Here is a 22,075-nt window from a genome sequence, read left to right on the forward strand (position 1 = left end):
TTCCGTTTACATAAAAATAAAACAACCTGTGTAAAGCTACACGGGTTGTTCCGGTGCAAAATTCACAGGTTGCTTTATTCTTCAATTGGTCCCAATAACAGGTAAAGAAATGACATTCTCTCCAATAATAACAAGTTTTGCTGGCATTTTTAGATATTCTGGGAGCCATTGCACCATTCCATAAGCATATTGGAACAACATTGGGTTTTTGATGCCCTTAATTGGTACATAGCCTTTCATACGATAAATCGTTTCAGGTAATGCACGCACCCAATCTTCAAACTGCTCCTGTGTAAATTCCTGATCTGTGAAATCTATTAAGCGAGAGCCTAGCTGCATTGAGGCTATTGGTGCTTTAACTATATCTGCTTTATCGACCTGTGTCGTTGCCTTCAGCCCCTCTAATAAGCTGAGTGGTACACGTCCATTTGTTGTTTGCAGTATAAAGGCATGGGGGTTTAAGCCCTGCAGTTCATAGACCACCTGACCTTGCTCTGCCTCTGTTAATAAGTCTGTTTTATTTGCTAATAATAGATGTGCATGGCGAATTTGCTCTAGAAATAAAGAGCGCACTTGAGGTGTTAACGTATCACGGTGTAGCCAGAGCTTAGAATCCGCCACCGTAATAATACCTTTCACATTGAGCTGATCTGCAAAAAGCGGTGAAAAAACGGCATCCAAAGCTTCTACAGGATGTGCTGCACCTGTTGTTTCGATAATGAGCACATCAAAATCACTATCTAATAGAAGAGATTGAATTTGTGCCTCTGTTTTTTCAGCACCTGAACAGCAAATACAGCCCTCTAGCATCTCCTTGAGCGGGATATCTTTTTCCACTGCCTGTGAGTCAAATGGTAGCTTCCCGAGCTCATTCATAATAACAGCAGGCTTTAAATTCTTTTCTTTTAGCTGGCGAATGACATCTGTCAGCATGGATGTTTTGCCACTCCCTAAAAAGCCACTAAATAGGTACACATCTTTCATGTTAGCTCCTCCTATAAAAAAAGCTGTCGCAGATGCCGTGAAAGACAACTGTTGCGACAGCTACATTGTTAGTTTGTTGTTTCCTCTGTTTTTTCGGCTGTTCCTACAAGAAGCTCTTTCGCTTTTAGTAACTGAGGATCATCAGCTTTCATTTTTGCACGTAACGCATCCATTAATGCATACGTTGTATTACCTGTTAGAATGCCTGTTTCTTCAAGGTTGTTCGCTGCTTGTAGTTTTTCTACTGCCTGTGCGGTATTGTCATCAAAGATCCCATCTACTTCACCAGGCTCATACCCTAGCACCTGAAGCATCTCCTCTGCTGCTTTCACAGATTCAGATTGTAGGCCTGTCTTCATTTCTAAAGAGGCATTCAAGTATGGTAAAGAGGCATAGGATGGATACGCAACTTTGACATCAGGCACAATTCCTTTTTCATTAATCCAGTTGCCCTTCGGTGTTAACCATTTACCTGTCGTAAATTTCAAATTAGAGCCGTCTTTTAATGGTGTAACATTTTGGACAGTTCCTTTACCGAATGATGTTTCACCAACAACTTTAGCACCAACTGACTCTTTTAATGCTCCTGCCAAAATCTCAGAGGCTGAAGCACTGCCACTATCAACTAGTACCGTAATCGGTAGGTTATATTTTTTACCTGCAATGGCATTTGTAATTTGAGGCTCCGCATCTTTTTCTTGTACCTGCACAATCGCCTTTCCTTCTGGTACAAAGAAATTAGAGATATCGACTGCAGCCTTTAGGTAGCCACCAGGATTTTGACGTAAATCTAATACAATGCCCTTCATTCCTTTGCCTTCATACTCAGTAAGGATTTTTTCAAGCTCTTGGGCAGTTTGTTCACTAAATGATGTAACTTGAATATGGGCAATATTGCCATCCAGCATTTCACCATAAACGGTTTCGACTGGGATGTCATCACGAACAATCGTCATTTGAATAGGTTCCGTATTTTCGCCACGTTTTACCGTTAATTTTACGGGTGTTCCTTTTTCGCCACGAATCAGTGCAACTGCCTCTGTTGCACTTAAGCCCTGAATACTTTTCCCATCAACTGTTAAGATAATATCTTTTGGTAATAAGCCTGCCTTTTCAGCAGGAGAATTTTTGATAGGTGACACAACTGTAATATAACCATTACGTTCTTGGATTTCTGCACCAATTCCTTGGAAGCTCGAAGATAAGCCAGAATTAAATTGATCCGCTTCTTCCTTTACCATGAAATCGGAATAAGGATCGCCTAATGCATCAAACATACCATTGATCGCACCATCGACCACTTTTTCATCGTCAATATCTTGGTAATAGTTATTTTTCAGTAAATCAAATGCTTCATATAATTTTGTAAATTCCTCTCGTTCAATCGGAACTTTCACTTCTACTACTTTCTTATCACCAAAGGTTAACGCAAATATTGTTAAACCTGCCGTAATAAGAATTGTAAAGAACATTAGCATGATAAATTTAAACGGTTTCAGTTGTATAAATTGTCCTGCTGGCTTTATTTCAGCTGGAGTCGGCTCCTGCTGCTGTTCTGTACTTTCTTTTTTCTGTTCATCCATCTTGATTGTCACCACTCTCATTTACACTAACTTGTTGTCACACTACTACCATCTTAACAGGTTATCCAGAAGACGAAAAGAAAAAGACTGTCAAAATTTCATGACAGACCTTGTCCGATCATGCTTCATTCTAACTAGCATTCCAACACCTATTCAGCCATCATACTACTAAGTTTAGGCATATTATGGTACTGCCTTTTAATTTTACTCATTTCCTAGTAGCAGTCAACAAAAAACTCAAAGAATCATAGAAATGCTATAAGAATATAACGTGCCAGTGTCCAAAAAAGTTGCATCCTATCAGGAATTATTCATGAGTTTTTGCAGTTTTTTATATACGGAATGCACGGTTAATCATAGCCTTTTGTTTTTTTCTTGCTTCGTAAACAAAAGCTGCCCTTCCCCTCTAACAGCTCACTATTCATTTCAATCAGCTCTATATGTTGTGTCAATGCTAGTCCCCCCATCCGTTGATTGTACTAATTTTACCATTTTAAGTGAATCATTCAACGATCATCGGAATCGCCTTTTCACTTGTTGTCGCATATGATGCAAGTAATGACAAATGTAAGGAGGAAGAATAATGGGGAGAAATAATAAACCGAGCCAAGGCAATGAATCCATAGAAATTTATGCGGCTAAGCTAGCCTATATTGGCACAGCCATTTCAACATTAGGGGATGGTTTACAAACCATTGCAGCGGGACTCGCATTAGAAGCGCTCCAAAACGCGAACAATGATTCTTCTCAACCTAATAATGGCAATGGAAATGGGAATCAAACAGTTAAAATAGATAATATGCAGAAACAAATTGATTATTTAATTGCTGAGCTTAAAGAAATCAAAAAAATGCTTAAATAACCTTTACATAAAGAAAAGTGTTGAAGACGTTTCAGCTTCAACACTACTGTTTTTTTTCCATTTTCTTATGTGTCCTTTGGATTTCCAATAATTCAGAAACTGTCACAAACTGATAGCCCTGTTTTTCAAGCTCTGGTATGATTTGTTCCATTGCCTGAACCGTTTGTGCTCGATTTCCCCCACCGTCATGAAATAGGACAATATTACCTGCCTTCACACCTTTTAAAACCGTATTCACGATGCGATGAACACCAGGGCTTTTCCAGTCAAGCGTATCTAAATGCCAAGACCACATAACAACCTTATAGCCTTTTTTTGAAATTGCATCAATCATCGCATCTGTATATTGTCCTTCAACTGGTCTAAATAATGTTGGCTGATAGCCTGTAATCCCTGCAATCACTTCATCTGTTTGCTGTATTTCTTTCATTAAATTGGTAACATTTGTTCTTAAAGGGTGTGTATAAGTATGATTGGCCAATTCATGTCCTTCGTCATACATTCTTGTAATCAGCTCAGGATTTTTTTCTGCATTTTGACCGACAATAAAAAAGGTTGCTTTTGCATTATACTTGTCTAAAACATCAAGAATTTCCGCTGTATATTTACGATGTGGCCCATCATCAAAAGTTAAGGCAATGATTTTTTCATCTGTCTGAATTTCCCAAAGAATTTGACCTGCTTCCTCATAATACTTTCTTCCTTTATTTTCAGAAGAACTCACTTTTACATAAAAAAGCGACACCGTGATTAGACTAAGTGGTAGTAAAAGCAATAAAAACTTTTTCACATTTTCACGTCCCCAAATAATTATTTTCGTACTTTATTATTTGAGGATTTCCTAAAAAAATGCTTATGTTTCGCATTCATTCATTAAAAATTTGATGATGGATATGATGGGCCAGATGTTGCATATACTCCTCTATCAACCATCTCAACGTTCTTTGTTGTTGATTCAACACACATGGCTGGGCCAATGTCTCTTCAGTAAGGTGGTCCAGTACATACATGATTTTTTTGTTGATGCTTGTCCACAACATTAAAATATCTTCTATTGGTAATTCCTGATAGCCCTGTAACGCGACCCATTGTACTTGGTCGTATGTAGTCACTACATAGGGTGAAGCTTCATACTGCATTTGAAGAAATCGTTCGAGATTGACAATAGCCGAATCACATAAATGACCAATTACTTCTTTTTTGGACCATTTATTTGGAGCAGGTCGTTGTGTTATTTCCGCTTCCGTCATCACACGAAATACTTCTGGTACTTTTATAAGCCAATAATGTAATTGTTCAACTGTCTTTTGCATGAAGGTCACTCCCTTCGGAAACAATTGTTACGTAATATTCTAATAATGCAATCACTGCCTGCACCCGCTTATGTTCGATTTCAATTTTAAAGGAAATCCATATAATGGCGACATTAAAACTCAAGACGGCTAATGCAACGATTTGGACAAGTGACATGCCGATCATGAGCTTGCTATTCATGGTTGTAGCTAGCAATGTTAGCACGGATAAAATAACACCACTCATGGTAATAAACATGGGCTTCATGCGGATTATCTCATTTGCCTGTACCTTTAACAAATGGACAATAAATCGCAGCTCTTGCCTTGTATATTGTTGTTGAAGGATAACAAAATAGGACTGATATACATCCTCATCAAGCTGTTTATGCAATATATTTTTATGCATCTTCTGCACAAATTGATCACAGAAATCATGCGCCAACGCTTGCTCTGGCTGTAGCTGTTCTTCTTTGTGTTCTATAAAAGCGACCCTCAAACCTCCTCATCCTCTCATATTAAAACTTTCACTCCATTTATTATATGAAGGAAAGAGAGCCGTGTAGTACGAATTGAAGCAAAGTCGTTTATTTTTGAGTGTCTTTTCGCCGTCCTCTACTTAATCCAAAAATAGCTGTTGCGAAAACAAAAACCGCCGTACAGAGCCACATAGTTAGCCCATTCCAAGTGCCTTTAGCAATCGTAAAATTCACCAATAGCGTTATTTGCATGATACAAATGGCGATATAAAGCATAAATGTGTAATTCAACCGAGAACCTCCATTTTTCTAAGATCCAAAAGCGAATACAAGATCCGTCTCACAAACTATTTCTCCATCTACCAGTGCAATCCCTCTGCCTTTCCCGACAGCGCCCTTCACACGCGTAATCTCCACCTCTAGATGTAGCTGATCACCAGGCTTTACTTGCTTTTTAAAGCGACAATGATCGATTCCTGCTAATAAACCTAATCTTCCCTCATTCCCAGCCTTTGTCAGCATAATCACTGCACTAACCTGTGCTAATGCTTCAACAATTAGCACACCTGGCATCACAGGATACTGTGGAAAATGACCTTTAAAAAACGCTTCATTAATCGTTACATTTTTCAGCCCCACTGCGCGCTTGCCCTCTTCTAACTCCACAATACGGTCTACCAAAAGAAATGGATAACGGTGTGGCAAAATAGCTTGTAATTGTTGACTTGTTAACATATGAATTCCTCCAACGTATTTTTATAATCTTATTCTAACACTAAATATTAGTACTAGGTAATAAAATTTCGTTAGTATTATTCATTAGTTTTCTGAATTATTTTTCATTATTTTTTCAATATTTCTTTATCGACAGCCACACAATAGCTAGAATATAATATTCCATGCATTCACCCTAGAATGATTAGTTTATTAGAATAGGATGGTTTCGCATGTTATCTTTTATCGCAATAGTTCTTTTATTATTTTTAATTCCAGGTCCTGCAGTAATTATTACCATTACACAAACATTAAAAAGCGGAAAAAAGAATGGTATTTATACAGCTTTAGGTATCGGTCTTGGTGACTTGGTTCATACATTAGCGGCTGTTTTAGGTCTCTCTGCTATTTTAATGAAATCAGCCACTGCCTTTGAAGTGGTGAAATATATTGGTGTGGCATACCTTGTTTACTTAGGCATTCAGATGCTCCTCACAAAGCCAAAGAAAATTGAGCAACCGACTGTCGAACAAAGTCCTGCTAGTACTTCATTCCGTCAAGGCTTTTTAGCAGAAATCCTCAATCCAAAGACGGCACTGTTTTTCCTTGCCTTCCTACCGCAATTTGTTCAGCATAACGAGCAATCTGTCACAAGCCAATTGCTAACACTCGGTATAACATTTGTCGTGATGAGTGCTTTATATACAATCCTACTCGCAGTTATTACAAGCTTCATTGGTGAAAAAATCTTTACAAAAACAAGCGGTAGCTCACACTGGCTCGAAAAGACAGTTGGCTTCGTTTATATCGGTCTCGGTGTGCGTTTAGCATTACAGACACAAAGTAGATAATTTGGAGAAGAACACAAAAAGTGTTCTTCTTTTTTTGCAGGAAAATGGAGGATTATAGCCAATAATATTAAAAAGGAGGGTTACATGTGAATCAACGTCAAGAAAATTTATTTCAGCAGCTAGCCAATTATCGTGGCGAGCTGCTTCACTTACTGGAGCATGTGTCAGAAGAAAAAGCGAATATCATCCCAGCTGGATTTCATAATAATATTCGCTGGAATATGGGTCATGTTTATCTCGATCAATATTTATGGATAGAGGCATTAACAAAAGAAAAGAATACAGAACTAGAAGCTCTCAAGAAATGGTTTGGGTTTGGTACATCGCCAAGGCATTTTGACGACGAAACGCCATCCTTTGAGGAGTTAAAAATGTATTTGGCTCAGCAGCCTGCCCAATTAAAGGAGCAGTATGGTCATCGATTGTCAGAGGAATTCCGTCCTATTGATATGGGTATGCAAACCATTGAACAAGTACTGTTACGCACCATCTTTCATGAAGGGATGCATTTACAAGCAATTTTAACCATTCATCGATGCCTAAACGAAGCAACAGACCGAGTTTGATACTGGGTCTGTTGCTTACTTGTTTATTGATAATTTTCAAGATAGTTGCCTTTTTCAAAAATTTCTTTCGGACTTAAAGCAGTCCACTCCTCTATCGATACATCGGGATGCAAATCAAGATAGGATTTTACCATTTTATATCCCTCACTATACCCATATTGATAGGGTAGATCATTTCCACCTCTAATTATGTCTAATGCACGATTCAGATCAGGCTTATCCAAATCTGCTGCAACATCTGCCCAGTAGACTTTGTTGTAATCTAAATCAACTCGCGTAAAGTTCAAATCAGGATAAACTAATTTTTCAAACATCACAGCCCTTCCTTCAAATATGAGATGATCTAGCACTTTATCTTCACCACGTGGGCGGTTTTCAGTTGCAACACTATGATGATATTCATGAGCGATAATGGCCCTGATAGATTCATCGGTATAATATTTATTATAGAGGGCTGTTATTTTACCTGCACCTATCGTTACCATATTCGCGTTAACATCTGTGGCTGGAAACACACATACCGTTGTTTCATTATTAGTTGGAAGAAATTCAGAAGATTTGAATAGACCCTCTTTGATACTCTTTTCAGTTGCTTCCCTATCAATTTTTTCGCTTAATAATTGATTTTCTTTCAATTGTTTGGGCGTGATATTCAACACCGTCTCAGCCATATTTATATATTCACCATTCTCAAAACATGCACTATAAACAGGATCAATGACCTCTTCTCGATAGATGTCCAATGGCGAACGATCTGGGTCACTTTCTACCTTTTCTGTATAGTTTTGAAAAAGCTCATAAGCATGAATTATTTTAAATGGTTGCTTTGTTTCAGGATGTTCGAATGAAACTGTGATACTTTCTACATCTGGTTTCTCATGAGAAGGCTTTTCTGTTTGTGCACAGGCACTAAGCATGAAACATAACATTATTAATACGATAAAACCCTTTACATAATTCATCCTTTTCATCCATCCTTTTCATCAATAAATATTTTAACCATTCTAAAGTCATTAACGATATGCCCTGTCGCTCGACTGTTTGTGTTTGCATGATTTAGTATCCTTTCCGTTCAAAAAATGGGCTCGCTAGAAGACTAGCATCCGTGCAAATATGCGTAAGACCAAGCTTTTTTGCATGCGCTTCTATTTCCTGTCCCTGAAAGTCCTTATGTACATAAAGGCTGATCCTAATAGCCTCCATTGTCATATCCCCAAAGCCAACAATTTGATGATGCGCCCTTGCGACATAGGTCTTATTACGGTCTTATTATTTCTTAAAGACTGTTGCCAAGCCGCTACATTAACTGGCTGAATTGCTAACGGTGCCCAAGCATCCAATTGTGTCTGCGAATTATCTTGAGCGTTTACATTATGTACGGTTTCGTAAAATAATTGCAAAATTTCTTCTAAATCATCGTCATAATAGTTTGTAAAATCGAGCATTTATACACCACCTCTTCTCACAATCAATTATACCAATGATAGTATATTTATGTAAAATTATAGTAAGCTTATAGATCAAAGTAATCTATAAGCTTTTGTTCTACTGTTTCGGTGTATTGGCTGTCAGCGGATTGGCATTGGCAACTAATTGTACAGGCGTCGTTGTTTGTTGAAAGCTATCCTTCTGTCCTTGATTGGATTTCCCGTAGCCTTTCATCACAGCAAATAATGCCGCACCAACAATGCCCCATGTCAAAAACTTCATTCAATAACCTCCTTTCAGCGTTAGTATTCGAGAACAAATACAGATTATACGCTGTCAAAAAGTAGCTATTAGCGATGGTGACTTTGTGTCATTATACATCTGATAATTAAAACGGTTATTGAATTTAGAGAAAAAATAGTAAGATTTTTATTATATATTGAAGAATATTATGGTAAAATTTCCGATGGTGGTAAATGTTAAAATATAAGGAGGTTATATACCATGAAAAAATTTTTTACAGGGCTATTTTTAACATCTACATTATTTGTAGCAACACCTGCTGATGCAGCAACGACACAAATCAAAATTGACGATGTTGTGGTAAAATCTGATACAGCACCTGAGCAAAAAAACAATCGAACAATGGTGCCATTACGTGTGATCAGTGAAAATCTTGGTGCACAAGTTCATTGGCAGGATTCACAAATCACCCTTTCAATGGATCAAGCAACCGTTAAATTGAATCTTAATAACCGAACAGTCATTAAAAATGGTGAAAAAGAGCAATTGGATGTACAACCATACATGAAAAACAATCGTACCTATGTACCAATCCGCTTTATTGCTGAAACATTTGGCAGTCAAGTGCATTACAATGAAGGCACAGTGAATATTACGACTGAACCACTGCTAATTGAAGATGAAAAAATTAAGGTACTACGCTATGAATACCATATGACAATGGGTGGTGTCGTTCAGGACATCAAGGGCAATGCCTATCACCAAGCACTTTTCAAAATTTTCCAAGAAAAGAAAGGCGACAAAGTAGAGGCTCCGAAAGATTATTATTGGCACCTCAATCTAGAATCTCCTGGATCTTATTATAAGCTTGGTCAATTTGATTTTATGAGCCATGATCATAACAGTGTCAAACAATATGATATCTATACATTAAATAAACCTTTCCCAGAGGAACTATTACAAGGCTATCCTGAGTATTTACTCCATGATTTCGATGGCGATAACTGGTATATTTTCTCTGAGCAAGCAGTAAAGTCAATACAGCAGCTGATTAATAGTGCATATAATAATGGCTTTAGCAAAATAATTAGTAATACGGTCGCTTAAAAGATTTTTTAATGGCAGCTATACGCAACATATTCTGTAAAAAAATGTGCAAAATATTCATATCAACAATTGATTGATGGAGGTTTGCCTCATGCAGAAATTCCTGTCATTTAGTATAGCGCTACTATTCCTTTTATCTGCTTGTTCGTCGGAAGAAGCTCCGCCCAGCGAGGAAGCAGAAGCCAAAGAACAGACCGTAAATGCACAGCCAAAGGAAAATCTAAACGTTTTGAACGATGATAAAGGTTTGGTAATGGCTGAGTAATGAGAAAAGCGTGTTTTGATATTTTTTATCAAAACACGCTTTTCTACACTATCTTTGTATAATCTGAATAAGGTTGCCACATGTATCATTAAAAACTGCTATTGTGACTTCTCCCGCTTTTGTCGGCTTAAGTGTAAATTCAACGCCTTTCTCCTGTAAACGACTATACTCCTTTTCTAAATCAGCAACTCCAAACATTGTTGCTGGAATGCCTTCAGCGAAGATATTCCTTTGATAGTCCTTTGCTGCAGGATGCTCATCTGGCTCGAGTAATAACTCAGTGCCCTCTAAATCATCAGGCGACACAAGCGTTAGCCATCTGTATTTTCCTACTGGGACATCCTCCTTTTTTACAAACCCTAGCTTTTCCGTATAAAATGCTAGTGCCTTTTCCTGATCTTGTACAAAGATACTGTTGACAATAATATTCAATTGATTTTCCTCCTTTTGAGCGTTTAAGAAGCATCCTTCACACGTAAGCTTTACTCTACCCATCCTTTCAGTAAATCTTTAAGTGGTTCCTTATTGAAGAGAATGACTCGATATTTTCCCTGCCGCTGTGATAGGACGAGTCCAGCACTTTCCAATACAGAGAGATGCTTAGCAATCCCCTGCCTCGAAATTGAAAGTTCATGTTTCATTAGAAGACGCACCGTCAATTCATACAACGTCATCTCATCACACTCAGCCAGTTCATCTAATATCAGTCTCCGAGTCGAGTCCCCTAGTGCTTTAAAAACAGCGTCTGTATCCCAATTCATAGCTTGAGTATAGGCAACTCTATGGTTGCGTGTCAACTATAAGCAACTTGCAGGTTGCGTGATTTTTGTACGTGTGATCTCTTTATTTGAAGCAGAGCTAATCTCTCGTGATTTGGGTTCTACTAATTTAGAGCGGAGTTCTACCCATTTAGAGCGGCTACTATCCTTTTTCAAGCGCTTTTCTACTCATTTGGAGCGGCTGCTATCCCTTTTTCGAGCGCTTCTCTACTCATTTGGAGCGGCTGCTATCCTTTTTCGAGCGCTTCTCTACTCATTTGGAGCGGCTGCTATCCTTTTTCGAGCGCTTCTCTACTCATTTAGAGCGGCTGCTAACCTTTCATGAGTAAAAAAACAGCAAGCCTGAGTTACCTTACTCAGGCTTGCTGTTTTCTTCGATCGGTAACACTGTAGAATATTTAATTTCCCGTAAGGATAAATTCGTTTGAATTCTAGAAACGCCAAGCTTATTTAGTTTTCGGATGAATTGGTCTAAGTCTTGGCGGTCTCGAATGACGACCTTTAACAAATAATCATAGGCACCTGTTAAGCAATGACATTCCAAAATTTCGGACATTGTTTTCAAGCGGTTTTCTAATTCCTCTATTTGCTTTTCCTGATGAATATTCGTGCTCATAAAAATATAGCACAATAAATCAAATCCTAGTTTTTCCTGATTTAAAATCGCAACTTGTTGATCAATATAGCCTTCATTTTCTAGACGTTTCACTCTTGTATGAGTTGCTGGTGGGGACAAATTCACCCGTCTAGCTAGTTCCGCATTGCTAATCTGAACCTCTCGCTGCAAAATCGCTAAGATTTGCAGATCCACATTATCTAATCCTTTATTTTTTATATCCTCCATTGTTTTCTCCTCTTTTGATTATTTTTAGACAAGGAAGTTTTTAACACGATTTCAAAACATTATTTTGATATCTGTTAAATAACTTTCGATTATTTCGAATTTATTCAATTACACAAAATATTATACTGACAAATCACTTATAGTGCTATGATTCTTATTATACATAGAAGTAAAAGGAGTGTACCTATACTGTGGTTAAATTTTATATGGGCTTAATGCTTGTCACAAGCTTACTTTGGGGAGGCAATTTTGTTGTGGCTAAGACGCTAGTGGCTCATGCCTCACCGATGACCTTAACGTTGGTCAGATGGCTGATCGCGGTGATCGTCCTGCTACCGTTCGTTTGGTGGAAAGAGAAGAAATTGGTTCCTGCTAAGGCCGCTCTTGTGCCATTATTCCTCATGGGCATTACAGGTGTTGCCTTGTTTAATATATTTCAATTTTTAGCGTTGGAGCGGACAACATCCACGAATGCTGGTCTTATTTCTACAATGAATACCATGTCCATCGCCCTCTTTTCCTTCGCCTTTCTGAAAGAAAAAATAAATGGCTTGCAGCTTCTGGCCATGGTACTCTCTTTCATTGGTGTTTTTCTTGTTCTTTCAAAAGGAGATTGGCAGCTGTTATGGCACTTCCAATTGAATACAGGAGATTTATGGATGATGGCAGCCGTTTGCGTATGGGGACTTTATTCTGTATGTAGTAAGTGGGCTATGCAAACAACCTCTCCATTAATGGCGACATTGTATGCAGGTTTGTTTGGGGTGCTCATCCTAGTCCCATTCACAATCAATGATTTTACCTTCTCTGAAATCGACTCTACTTTCATTCTTTCGCTTTTTTATACAGGGGTCATCTCTACAGTAGTTTGTATGGTATTTTGGAATATAGGCGTTCAACAATTAGGTGCTACAACCTCTGGTATTTTTCTAAACTTTAACCCCATTTTTACAGCATTGCTCGCCTTTTTATTTGTCGGTGAACAGCTAAGCTGGCTGCAAGGCATTGGGGGTATCATCGTGATTTTGGGATGCTACTTATTCACACATTTTAAAACGAAGACGCCTCAGGTTGTGCTCTAAGTCAGCGTGTGATGTTGGAAATCAAAATCTCGTAAATCCATTTGGCAGGGCATGCTTCCCAAACTTTTAGAATAAGTCATTCAGAAAAACTAGTGAAGGCAACGCCACAGGAAGTGGTTATTTTTAATGACGGACCTTTTTAATAGATGGCTGAAAGAAGCAAAGTAGTTTTCTAATCCCTGACCCAATGCTCTCAGTACAAAAAACACATTATTCACTTTTGCCTATTTCACCTCCTAGGTCAGCTCCAATACAGGTATAATGAAAGAAAAATCAAAATTGATTGGAGATGCCATGAATATTCGATTAGAAAAATTAACACAGGGTGATTATGAAAACTTATATGCATTTGAGGTTAAAAATAGGGCCTATTTTGAAAAAACAGTACCAAGTCGAGGGGATGACTATTACCTATTACCAAATTTTATAAGAAAAAATGACATGCTTTTAGAGGAACAGGCACAACAGCAATGCTATTTCTATCTAATAAAAAATGAACTTGAGGAAATTGTAGGAAGGATCAATGTAATCGATATTGATAAGGATCAACGTTTAGGTCATATCGGTTATCGAGTGGGAAAAGAATATAGTGGGAAAGGGGTTGCCCATACAGCCTTACAATTAGTATTAGACCTTATGCGCCAGCAAGGCATGCTCATCCTTGAGGCTCAAACAACGACGAACAATATAGCCTCTCAGAAAGTATTAGAAAAAAACGGCTTTAAACAATTGGATAGAAGCGGTGAATCATTTGAAATGAATGGTCAAAACTTCACTTTTACTTATTACCGGTGGATTAATTCCTAGGATGATCTGATAAACCGTATTATCAGATCATCCTATATAAAAGAATGTGTCTAGTCTAATGAAACACCTTTAATCGCTGTTTTCAATTTCTCTAAACTCTTAATCATTTGCAGTAAAGAATGATATTCAGCTGCATTCAAGTGGTCACCATGCACTGTTATGTATCTTTTTATGCTACTTTCCATTTTTTGAATTTCTAGCATAGCATTATCTTGAAGGTCAGGTTCTAGTTGTCTACTCTTCTTTGTATTTTGTTGGTTTCGATTTTGGGGCACTGCGGTTTGATAGCTCCTTTAACATATCGTATACCTCCACAGATATACATATTTTGCATGACAAATCACTAATAACGAAGGGTAATTCTAGTATAATAGTTACCCTTTTACTCCTTTCTAATTGTAAAAATACAATTATTGAAGCCTATTCTATAATATAGCACTCTACAAATTCTATACAACGCAAAAAAATCAAAATGAGCACCCAGCCATCTTGATTTTTTGCATGTGGAAGCCAATAACTTTCACACCTTTTGTGGTGGAATAATGCCTGTTACAAGTAAAATAAAGAATACCAATCCAATAAGGAAAAATATCAGTGACGCTATAAATACGGGTCCAAGTTTAACTTTGAACCGTTCTCGCTCAGGAATGATCCCTGTTTGCGCACTCACTTGGGATGTATAAAGCCTCGACATCGCTCCACCGCTACTCGAAAAGTACAACGTTCCTAAGGTAAAGGCAACGCCCGTGAAAAACATCACTTCGATAAATCGCACAGAGAACATGGTGGCAACCCAATACGTCAACGATATTTCTACAATCCATGCCATGATGATAATAATAATTTGTTTCCGTGGCATTAAAGGAGCTCCCTTCCTTTTTCTTCAGCTACTTCTACGTATTATTTTGTGAAAAGTTTCATTTTTCTAACTATATTGTCTATAAGACTTATTTGTTCTTAGAGATTATCAATCAATTGTGTTAATTGTTGTTGAGTGAGTTCGCCTTTCACGCTGTGCTGTAATTTCCCTTCTTCGTCAAAGATAAAGGTACTAGGATAATTCATCACTTCAAACGATTTCTGTAGTACTCCCTCTTCGTCTAGAAAGATAGGAAATGATAAATCATAGGTATCCTTAAATGCTGCCGCCTTTGCATAGCTATCATAGGCTGTAGCATTGATGGCTAGTAGCTCGACATCCTTTGATTTTTGTTGATAGAATGCCTCTAGTTCAGGTGCTTCCTGTTGACAAGGTCCACACCAGGACGCCCAGAAATTCACTACTAAAATTTTGCCCTTATATGCTTCAAACGTTGTGGCAGATTGATCTAGCTTTGTTAAAGCAGTTTCATAATTAATTTGTTTGGTCCCATCCTCCAAAACAGTCATAGAGGGTGTAAGAGATGCTTGAAAAAAAACATTTTTTAATGCCACACCAATAAAAATTGCAATGATAAGGGCTGAGATAATGAAACTTATTTTTTTACGATTCATACTACTTCTCCTTTTAAAATATCCAAATATTTGTATATTTTACCATACTATCAACTAACAGGATATAAACTTTTTCTAAAAAATAGCCCCTACTCTAAAAGTAAGGGCTACTCTTTCTTACGTGAAAGATGTTTTATTTTTATAGGCAATCACACTTACGAGAAGTAGCATACTAGCTGAAAGGAAAAAAACAACTCGTATCCCATACCATTCTGACAACATGCCCATCATTAAAGATGAAAGGCCGAATACCCCTGTCACAATGACATTCAACGATGTATACACCGTTGGTAATTTCTCCTTTGAAACACTTGTTTGAATGATGGTTTGCTGTGGAATGTTTTTTAATTGCCCACATAAGCCAATCAGCAAAGAACAGAGTAAAGCCATAAATGATGTGATACTAACCGCAAAGAATAGTGTAAAAATAGCGGACAACAGCGCTCCTCCACTTATGAACATAGCTTTCTTACGCTCAATAAATTTGGTCCATTTTAAACAAATCATACTCCCTAAAATCATGCCGATAAAAAAAATGCCGTTGAGATAACCCCACCATTGAGAAGAAGCCTGCAATGCTTCTTCTACAAAAACAAGTAAAATCGCTGCGACCCACACTGCACCTGCCATCGATTCCAGTAAATCCATACGTGCAGCAATTTTTAGTACAGGCGTTTGATGGATGGTTTGCCACCCTTCCATAATTAACACCCATTTCTTTGTTTGTGGACGTTCCATACGTGCCACATCTGGTAGAAGTTTTAAAAGCAATGTTGCGATGAAAAAAAGGACGACAACACCCCATATAAGCTGTGATGGTGTAAAGAGAAGAAGCAAGGAACTGCCAACAAACCAAGAACCCACCTGAATGGATTGGATAACCGTTTCAGCAATACTATTTGCTCGTAATAAATCCTTTTCTTCCACATAATGAGGCAGCAAGGATTGTCGAATAGGATTGGCACAACCATCCAAGAACGCAACCATCGCAATCAGTAAAAACACAAAGCCAATCATCGGCTGATCTCCTATCAATTCTACATACAAGGCAAGACCCAAAAGGACTGCTGTTTTAAAGCCCTGAGAAATAGTTAGCAATTGATTCAACGACACTTTCGCCGTAATAAGAGGTGTTAGCAGACTGGAAATCAACATACAAGTAGTAATAATAAATGGTACGAAGGAAGTAGCAATCGCCGAGTTGGTTAAACGATAAATTATACTAATCACGCTTACTATATAGAGAACATCACCAATATCCGCTAAAGATTGACCTGTCAATAAAAGTGAAAAAGATCGGTTTTTAAACACGTTTTATCCCCCAAAATTAAGATTTTATTTTTACTTGGGAGATTTTTAAATTGGACGAACCTGCATGTCTGAACTCCTTTTTACGCCTAGTTGAAAAAACGATGGGGGATTTCATTGTTTTCAATTTCTATGCGTGATTTTGATTAAATTTCAAGAACATTCTAAAGTATTTTTCTTATTTTAGCATTACTTCCACTTTGTTGCCAGCACGCAAAAAGACCAGGTGTTCTCAAAAAAATTTGAGACCTGGTCTTTTTGTGAAAAGTGAAACCTACTAATTTGCTTTAGTGTTTTGTATTCTACTAATACAGTAGTCGTACCAGCTTTACAAAGGTTACACATTTTTGAAGAAAATTTAGGAAAACTTATTTTTCTCGTTGATAGATTTCCGGTTAATGTCTGGTTGTATGGAGCAACTTGCGACAAACGCTTTTGCTTCATCTAGTAAAGTTTTTATAACACTCACATTTTACTTACAATATAATGCTACGGACAATAAATTAAGCTATCCTATTATTTTACAAACAGTTTTGATATTTCTTCAGGTGGGTATGGTTTGGTTAAGTATTTTTTAATTTGAAATTGGTCCACCATTTCTTTTACCTCATCTAATGCTGAAGATATAATAATTGGTATCTCTTTTGTATGCTCTCTTTCTCTTAGTGCACGGACTAAATCCCAGCCGCTCATTTCTTCGCCAAGCATTATGTCAATCACAATACCAAGTAAAGGTGTATTGAGTGTATCTTCAAAAGCTTTTTTTGGATCATGATGATGAATCACGGTAAAGCCCTTGCTTTTTAGCTCTTCAGACAACAGTAGAGCTAAGCTTAAGTCATCCTCGACAATCATAATGTTTAAGCCATTGCTATCCTCCATTACATCCTCTTCATCGAAGGTGACAGTGTTATTTGCAAGTGGTAAAGTAAAGTACACAATAGTACCTTGTCCCTCTTCTGACTCTATCCATATTTCTCCCTCATGCTTTAAGATGATTTCTCTACAAATGGAAAGACCCAGTCCAGTCCCTCCTATTTTACGTCTTAAACTATTATCGATTCGTTTGAATTTTTGGAACAATTGAGCAATATCCTGTTTAGATATGCCAATGCCCTCATCTTTTATACTCACTTGGATACTATTATTTTTGTTTTCTAACAAAATCTCCACATCCCCTCCTTGTGGAGAAAATTTAATCGCATTTCCTATTAAATTAATAAATAATTGAACGAGTCTATCTTGATCTGCATTGACATAGACCTCTCTTGCCTTATCAATTAGATGGACATTATGCTTTTGCTCATGTCGGAAGCGATTGACAATTTCAAAGGCTATTTCATTTAATTGTAATGTCTCCATGTTATATTGCTGCTTGCCTGACTCCATTCGCTGTAAATCCAAGAAGTCATTTATAAGATTGGTTAGTCGTACCGCTTCTCTATGGATTGTATCGATATACTTATTTTGCCGTTCGGGTTTTATATTTTTTGTTAACAGAAGCTCTGTAAAGCCAAGTACACTCGATAAAGGGGTTCGCAGTTCATGACTTACCGTACTCACCAATTCGGATTTCATTTGATCTACTTCATATTCTCTTGTAATATCACGATGCACAAAAATTGTGCCTACTTTTTCCTGCCCATCAAAAAGACAAGTTGCATATACCTCGACAAAGATTTCATGTTCAGCCGTCATACAATAGCGGTATTTTCGTGTATCCTCAAAGCTCTCCATAATAGATGCCTCTATAAATTCAATTAATTCATCTGGTTGGGCACTACATTTTTGAAAATGCTGTAGCCAATCCTCTTTAGGGATACTTGTTTCTGTTGTCAAGTTAAAGAAGTTGACAATACCACATAGCGCTCTATTGATAAGAATGGTATCGCCTGTAACAGAAACTAACTGGATACCTTCGTTGACATTATCAATAATCGTTTGATTTAACGTCCTCGATTTTTCTACCTCTTCATACATAAGAATGCGTTCAAATGCGATGGACACACGATTTAATAGTCCATTTAAACTATCTATATCCCGATCATTATGGGGATGCCCCTCTCGTGTGGCCATTAATATAGCGACTAGCTCTCGTTTAGAATTAAACACGGAAGAATACAAGTCATAGGCATAATAAGACTCTTGTGCAATTCCTTTTTCATTTGCTGTCAATTGACGTTTAATAACAAAGGATTTTTCCTGCTTTAATCTTGCTTGTTTATCCATGTCAAAATTTTCAACTAGGGCTGCAGCAGATTGGTGTGATAAACCTTTTGTCGCATACACATTGCCCTCCATCCAATAAAGCACACTCGTATCATATTGATAAATGTCGTTTAAATAATTATGGAGATTATCGATTAGTTTCTGTTTATTTAACGTAAACGTCAGTACATGATTTAATTGATTATACTTTTCTAAATAATTTAATGAATTTTGTAATTGTAATTGATTTTCTTGAAGCTCGTCCTGCTGCGCTAAAAGCTCCTCATTTTGGGTTGTCAGTACCTCTTCCTTATCCTGAATAGAGAGTATCATTTTAAGAAATGAGTTCGCTAAAATGCCTAACTCATCTTCCTTTTGTACAAGATTACCTAAATCAATAGATTTCCCTGACGCCAAAGCGTTTGTCGCAAGTGTTAATTGTTCAATTGGTCGAATCATATTATTCAGCACTCTTCGTAAAATGACGCCAACAAAGAGTAAAATGAGACCGCTGATCATTAACGAAATAAAAGTGAATAATTGCCCCTGCTCCACTGTCTTGCTAAAAATTTGGTTTAAGGAGTGGTCTGTTTTTTTCTTATAGGATTTTGTATAGGTAATAAATTTATTGACAAGGTCATTTGCTCCGCCATTCGAAAGCTCTCTCAAAGCCTCATAATCCCCCATCTTCGCAAAGCTTAACGCTTTTGGGAGAGTAACTGTTTTATAATTATAATGAAAATCAACTAGCTCATTATAGAGCCCTCGTTCTTCTTCCGTTAAATCCAGTTGCGAAAACTGCTGTAATAGAACTTCGAAATTCTCCAAATTTTCATACAATAGCTTTAATTCCTGCTCATTTTGAAAGGCATAGTAGCCCCTTGCTCGAAAAAATATGCCATTAAAATTTTCTTCCAATTCATCCACAAGCATTGATTTTTCATACATTTGCTCTCTCTTCTGCTGTAAGGCATTTTGACTTGCATTGACTACGACAAGAAAAGCAGCAATGATGATTAAAAAGCTAACAACTAGAAAAAGTAGCATTTTAAAGAATTGGCTTCGTATACTTTTATTCAGCAAGGATGTCGACTTAATCATTTAAGATGTCCTCCACCAAATTCATTAGCTTAATGGGACTAAACGGTTTGGACATAAAGTAATCTGCCCCTAAATCAAATACCTTTTGACGATCACTTTCTTGTGATTTAGCTGTCAGCATGAGAATAGGCATCGACATTTTAATCTCTTGTGGGAGAAGCTCGATCACCTCAATTCCTGTTAAATTCGGCATCATATAGTCGAGTATCATTAAATCATAGGAGCTTTCCATCATTTTTTTAAGGGCTTCTTCGCCATCCTCTGCCTCATCAATATCAAATTCTAAATCTTCTAAGGTTTCACGTATTAACATGCGTAATATTTCTTCATCATCCACTACTAAAATTCTAGCCATCCTGTCTTTTCTCCCTTTCCCATTAAAGAAACATCTGATGAATTAAACGAATAATGCGTTCCGATACTTCAGCCACATTAAACGGCTTCACAATATAATCGTCCGCCCCATTAATGAAAGCCTTCATGACGTATTCTTCCCCCACACGTGAAGTTAGCATGGAGACGATTACATTACTTGAAGCATGTTGCTCTCTTATCTTACTTAGCACCTCGATGCCGTCCATTTTCGGCAATATCCAATCTAATAAGATAATGTATTTGCACTCAGGGTCATACCAATTGGCTTCCAGAAAACTAATGCCATCAGGGTATGCCAGTGTTTCAATCATATAATCCTCATTTTCCTCCAAATGCTTAAAATGATTGGTAATCAGATCACGAATAATATACACATCATCAATGACAACGATCTTGATTTTCACCTTTCTTTTCTCCACAGCAGCTATGTTATCAAAGATGATCGTTTGATTTCTCCCTAATTGCTTGGCCGTATATAGTGCTTGATCTGCCTCTTCTAGCATCTTTTTAGGATGTAAATTGGTAGAAGTTGCTTCTGCGATTCCACTAGAAAATGTAACATGGAAGCTAGTTCCATTTGCTGTAAATATCTTTTTCTCCATGGAGGTACGAAGTTTTTCAATAAAAATAAATGCCTCTTTTTTAGTAGTACGGGGCATTAAAATCACAAATTCTTCTCCACCAAAGCGACAAGCAATTGCTTCAGCTCCTTTTAGCTCCTTCACCAATGAAGCGAAACCCTTCAGCACCTCATCACCTACTAGGTGACCATATGTATCATTTACTTTTTTAAAATAATCTAAATCGATAATCGCAATTGAAAAATGTTCTTTGTTTTGCTGATGGTGTTTAATGAAAAGCTTTATTTGCGATTCCATAAATTTACGATTATAAATTTGGGTTAATTCGTCAATGACAATAGCCTGCTCTAATTCTCTTTTATAGGCTAAGCGATTGGAAACATAAGCAACTAATAGCTCTTCATCAATGGGCTTTGCCATAAAATCCATAGCACCCATCTCCAATGTGCGAACGCGATTTTCTTTACTATCATTACTACTAATCACTGTCACAAACATGAGCTCTTTTTTCGTTTTTTTAATATTGTCTAAAATAGAAAAGCCATTAGAATCTGGAAGCATGATATCTAGAAATACGATGGATGGTTGCAATTCATAAATTAACGCTAATCCTCGTTTACCATTATGAGCTGCAATGACAGAGTAGCCCTTTTTCTCTAAAACATTTTTTAAATAGGAAATAAATACCACATCATCATCTATTATCAGAATAAAATCTTGTTTTGCTGGATTTTTAATGATGGTTGTAGGATGTTCTATATGTTGAGCCATTGAATCATTTTCTTGATAAAAATGAACGCTTTCAATAAACGGAGCAAGGTACTTTTTCCATTCTGATTTGGTCCATTGCTTGTTACGGTCTTCATTCAAAAGCTCTAGCTTTTCACTAGCAATCGAAGTTAATTCATGTAAACCGATTGATCCAGCGGTGCCTTTTAATGTATGTAAAAATGAATAGAGTTCGTCTTCTCTAACAAAGTCACTATTATCCCATTTTTGTAAATTTTCACATATACGTGTATAAACCATTCGGTGATATTTAGCTGTTTCCATCCTCTTTCTCTCCAATCAATCATACTTCTATAAATTATAACTTACTATTTTGTAAAAACCACGGCAGAT

The 22,075-nt window shown here is 37.2% G+C and carries 27 protein-coding genes; 7 read left to right on the top strand and 20 right to left on the bottom strand.

Annotated features, from left to right (window positions below; genetic code table 11):
* Positions 1-81 precede the first annotated feature (81 nt).
* Both HCH28_RS16215 and HCH28_RS16220 read right to left on the bottom strand, forming a co-directional pair.
* Positions 82-984, bottom strand: a complete 903-nt coding sequence (locus tag HCH28_RS16215; RefSeq protein ID WP_221682219.1) for a CobW family GTP-binding protein — start codon at positions 982-984, stop codon at positions 82-84.
* A 68-nt stretch (positions 985-1,052) separates the two neighbouring features.
* Complete coding sequence (locus HCH28_RS16220) at positions 1,053-2,567, bottom strand: lmo1851 family serine protease (protein WP_221682227.1); 1,515 nt, start codon at positions 2,565-2,567, stop codon at positions 1,053-1,055.
* 583 nt (positions 2,568-3,150) lie between these two features.
* Here HCH28_RS16220 and HCH28_RS16230 point away from each other — a divergent pair.
* On the top strand, positions 3,151-3,429 hold the full coding sequence (locus tag HCH28_RS16230; RefSeq protein ID WP_221682229.1) for a translation initiation factor 2: 279 nt from the start codon (positions 3,151-3,153) through the stop codon (positions 3,427-3,429).
* A 43-nt stretch (positions 3,430-3,472) separates the two neighbouring features.
* On the opposite strand, the gene HCH28_RS16235 is transcribed toward HCH28_RS16230, so the two are convergent.
* The 5 genes from HCH28_RS16235 to fabZ form a co-directional block, all read right to left on the bottom strand.
* A complete protein-coding gene (locus HCH28_RS16235) occupies positions 3,473-4,219 on the bottom strand; it encodes a polysaccharide deacetylase family protein (RefSeq protein ID WP_221682237.1) in 747 nt (248 codons plus the stop codon).
* Between the two features lie 76 nt (positions 4,220-4,295).
* A complete protein-coding gene (locus HCH28_RS16240; protein WP_221682239.1) occupies positions 4,296-4,742 on the bottom strand; it encodes a DinB family protein in 447 nt (148 codons plus the stop codon).
* On the bottom strand, positions 4,726-5,220 hold the full coding sequence (locus tag HCH28_RS16245) for a hydroxymyristoyl-ACP dehydratase (protein WP_221682241.1): 495 nt from the start codon (positions 5,218-5,220) through the stop codon (positions 4,726-4,728). The genes HCH28_RS16240 and HCH28_RS16245 overlap by 17 nt, the downstream gene beginning before the upstream one ends.
* Positions 5,221-5,308: 88 nt before the next feature.
* Positions 5,309-5,491: a hypothetical protein gene (locus tag HCH28_RS16250; protein ID WP_221682243.1), complete on the bottom strand. Its 183-nt coding sequence runs from the start codon at positions 5,489-5,491 to the stop codon at positions 5,309-5,311.
* Between the two features lie 18 nt (positions 5,492-5,509).
* Positions 5,510-5,935 carry a 3-hydroxyacyl-ACP dehydratase FabZ gene (gene fabZ, locus HCH28_RS16255; RefSeq protein WP_221682244.1) on the bottom strand — a complete coding sequence of 142 codons (426 nt, stop codon included), beginning with the start codon at positions 5,933-5,935 and terminating at the stop codon, positions 5,510-5,512.
* A 212-nt stretch (positions 5,936-6,147) separates the two neighbouring features.
* On the opposite strand from fabZ, the gene HCH28_RS16260 reads away from it, so the two are divergent.
* The gene (locus tag HCH28_RS16260; RefSeq protein ID WP_221682245.1) at positions 6,148-6,765 is read left to right on the top strand and encodes a LysE family translocator; all 618 of its coding nucleotides are present in this window, start codon (positions 6,148-6,150) and stop codon (positions 6,763-6,765) included.
* An 86-nt stretch (positions 6,766-6,851) separates the two neighbouring features.
* On the top strand, positions 6,852-7,331 hold the full coding sequence (locus HCH28_RS16265) for a DinB family protein (RefSeq protein ID WP_221682246.1): 480 nt from the start codon (positions 6,852-6,854) through the stop codon (positions 7,329-7,331).
* A 23-nt stretch (positions 7,332-7,354) separates the two neighbouring features.
* Here the strand turns inward: HCH28_RS16265 and HCH28_RS16270 are convergent, their stop codons facing one another.
* The 3 genes from HCH28_RS16270 to HCH28_RS16280 form a co-directional block, all read right to left on the bottom strand.
* The gene (locus tag HCH28_RS16270; RefSeq protein ID WP_221682247.1) at positions 7,355-8,293 is read right to left on the bottom strand and encodes a DUF2268 domain-containing putative Zn-dependent protease; all 939 of its coding nucleotides are present in this window, start codon (positions 8,291-8,293) and stop codon (positions 7,355-7,357) included.
* Between the two features lie 243 nt (positions 8,294-8,536).
* Positions 8,537-8,776, bottom strand: coding sequence for a hypothetical protein (locus HCH28_RS25110; RefSeq protein WP_255601598.1), 240 nt, complete (start codon positions 8,774-8,776; stop codon positions 8,537-8,539).
* Between the two features lie 100 nt (positions 8,777-8,876).
* Complete coding sequence (locus tag HCH28_RS16280; RefSeq protein WP_004230164.1) at positions 8,877-9,041, bottom strand: hypothetical protein; 165 nt, start codon at positions 9,039-9,041, stop codon at positions 8,877-8,879.
* A 222-nt stretch (positions 9,042-9,263) separates the two neighbouring features.
* Here HCH28_RS16280 and HCH28_RS16285 point away from each other — a divergent pair, with 222 nt between their 5' ends.
* Entirely contained in the window at positions 9,264-10,109 is an 846-nt protein-coding gene (locus HCH28_RS16285; protein WP_221682248.1) for a copper amine oxidase N-terminal domain-containing protein, read from the top strand.
* A gap of 91 nt (positions 10,110-10,200) precedes the next feature.
* A complete protein-coding gene (locus HCH28_RS16290) occupies positions 10,201-10,374 on the top strand; it encodes a hypothetical protein (RefSeq protein ID WP_221682249.1) in 174 nt (57 codons plus the stop codon).
* A 48-nt stretch (positions 10,375-10,422) separates the two neighbouring features.
* On the opposite strand, the gene HCH28_RS16295 is transcribed toward HCH28_RS16290, so the two are convergent.
* The 3 genes from HCH28_RS16295 to HCH28_RS16305 all read right to left on the bottom strand — a co-directional run bounded on the left by HCH28_RS16295 (position 10,423) and on the right by HCH28_RS16305 (position 11,997).
* Positions 10,423-10,806 carry a VOC family protein gene (locus tag HCH28_RS16295; protein ID WP_221682250.1) on the bottom strand — a complete coding sequence of 128 codons (384 nt, stop codon included), beginning with the start codon at positions 10,804-10,806 and terminating at the stop codon, positions 10,423-10,425.
* Between the two features lie 50 nt (positions 10,807-10,856).
* Positions 10,857-11,135: an ArsR/SmtB family transcription factor gene (locus HCH28_RS16300; protein WP_221682367.1), complete on the bottom strand. Its 279-nt coding sequence runs from the start codon at positions 11,133-11,135 to the stop codon at positions 10,857-10,859.
* Between the two features lie 370 nt (positions 11,136-11,505).
* Complete coding sequence (locus tag HCH28_RS16305) at positions 11,506-11,997, bottom strand: Lrp/AsnC family transcriptional regulator (protein WP_004230168.1); 492 nt, start codon at positions 11,995-11,997, stop codon at positions 11,506-11,508.
* Between the two features lie 206 nt (positions 11,998-12,203).
* On the opposite strand from HCH28_RS16305, the gene HCH28_RS16310 reads away from it, so the two are divergent.
* Together HCH28_RS16310 and HCH28_RS16315 are read left to right on the top strand one after the other, a co-directional pair.
* On the top strand, positions 12,204-13,079 hold the full coding sequence (locus HCH28_RS16310; protein WP_255601658.1) for a DMT family transporter: 876 nt from the start codon (positions 12,204-12,206) through the stop codon (positions 13,077-13,079).
* 294 nt (positions 13,080-13,373) lie between these two features.
* A complete protein-coding gene (locus HCH28_RS16315; protein ID WP_221682252.1) occupies positions 13,374-13,886 on the top strand; it encodes a GNAT family N-acetyltransferase in 513 nt (170 codons plus the stop codon).
* 50 nt (positions 13,887-13,936) lie between these two features.
* On the opposite strand, the gene HCH28_RS16320 is transcribed toward HCH28_RS16315, so the two are convergent.
* The 7 genes from HCH28_RS16320 to HCH28_RS16350 all read right to left on the bottom strand — a co-directional run bounded on the left by HCH28_RS16320 (position 13,937) and on the right by HCH28_RS16350 (position 22,006).
* Positions 13,937-14,161, bottom strand: coding sequence for a hypothetical protein (locus HCH28_RS16320; protein WP_221682253.1), 225 nt, complete (start codon positions 14,159-14,161; stop codon positions 13,937-13,939).
* A 245-nt stretch (positions 14,162-14,406) separates the two neighbouring features.
* The gene (locus HCH28_RS16325) at positions 14,407-14,745 is read right to left on the bottom strand and encodes a hypothetical protein (protein ID WP_221682254.1); all 339 of its coding nucleotides are present in this window, start codon (positions 14,743-14,745) and stop codon (positions 14,407-14,409) included.
* A 98-nt stretch (positions 14,746-14,843) separates the two neighbouring features.
* Positions 14,844-15,380: a TlpA family protein disulfide reductase gene (locus HCH28_RS16330; RefSeq protein WP_221682255.1), complete on the bottom strand. Its 537-nt coding sequence runs from the start codon at positions 15,378-15,380 to the stop codon at positions 14,844-14,846.
* A gap of 117 nt (positions 15,381-15,497) precedes the next feature.
* Entirely contained in the window at positions 15,498-16,691 is a 1,194-nt protein-coding gene (locus HCH28_RS16335) for an MFS transporter (RefSeq protein ID WP_221682256.1), read from the bottom strand.
* 513 nt (positions 16,692-17,204) lie between these two features.
* Positions 17,205-19,997 carry an ATP-binding protein gene (locus tag HCH28_RS16340; RefSeq protein ID WP_221682257.1) on the bottom strand — a complete coding sequence of 931 codons (2,793 nt, stop codon included), beginning with the start codon at positions 19,995-19,997 and terminating at the stop codon, positions 17,205-17,207.
* On the bottom strand, positions 19,990-20,352 hold the full coding sequence (locus HCH28_RS16345; protein WP_048392951.1) for a response regulator transcription factor: 363 nt from the start codon (positions 20,350-20,352) through the stop codon (positions 19,990-19,992). Before HCH28_RS16345 ends, HCH28_RS16340 begins: the two co-directional genes overlap by 8 nt.
* A gap of 22 nt (positions 20,353-20,374) precedes the next feature.
* Positions 20,375-22,006 (bottom strand): diguanylate cyclase, encoded by a 1,632-nt coding sequence (locus HCH28_RS16350; RefSeq protein WP_221682258.1) that lies wholly within the window; start codon positions 22,004-22,006, stop codon positions 20,375-20,377.
* Between the last annotated feature and the right edge of the window lie 69 nt (positions 22,007-22,075).

Origin of the sequence: Lysinibacillus sp. K60 (assembly GCF_019731275.1) — a bacterium.
Classification (GTDB): Bacteria; Bacillota; Bacilli; order Bacillales_A; family Planococcaceae; genus Lysinibacillus; species Lysinibacillus capsici.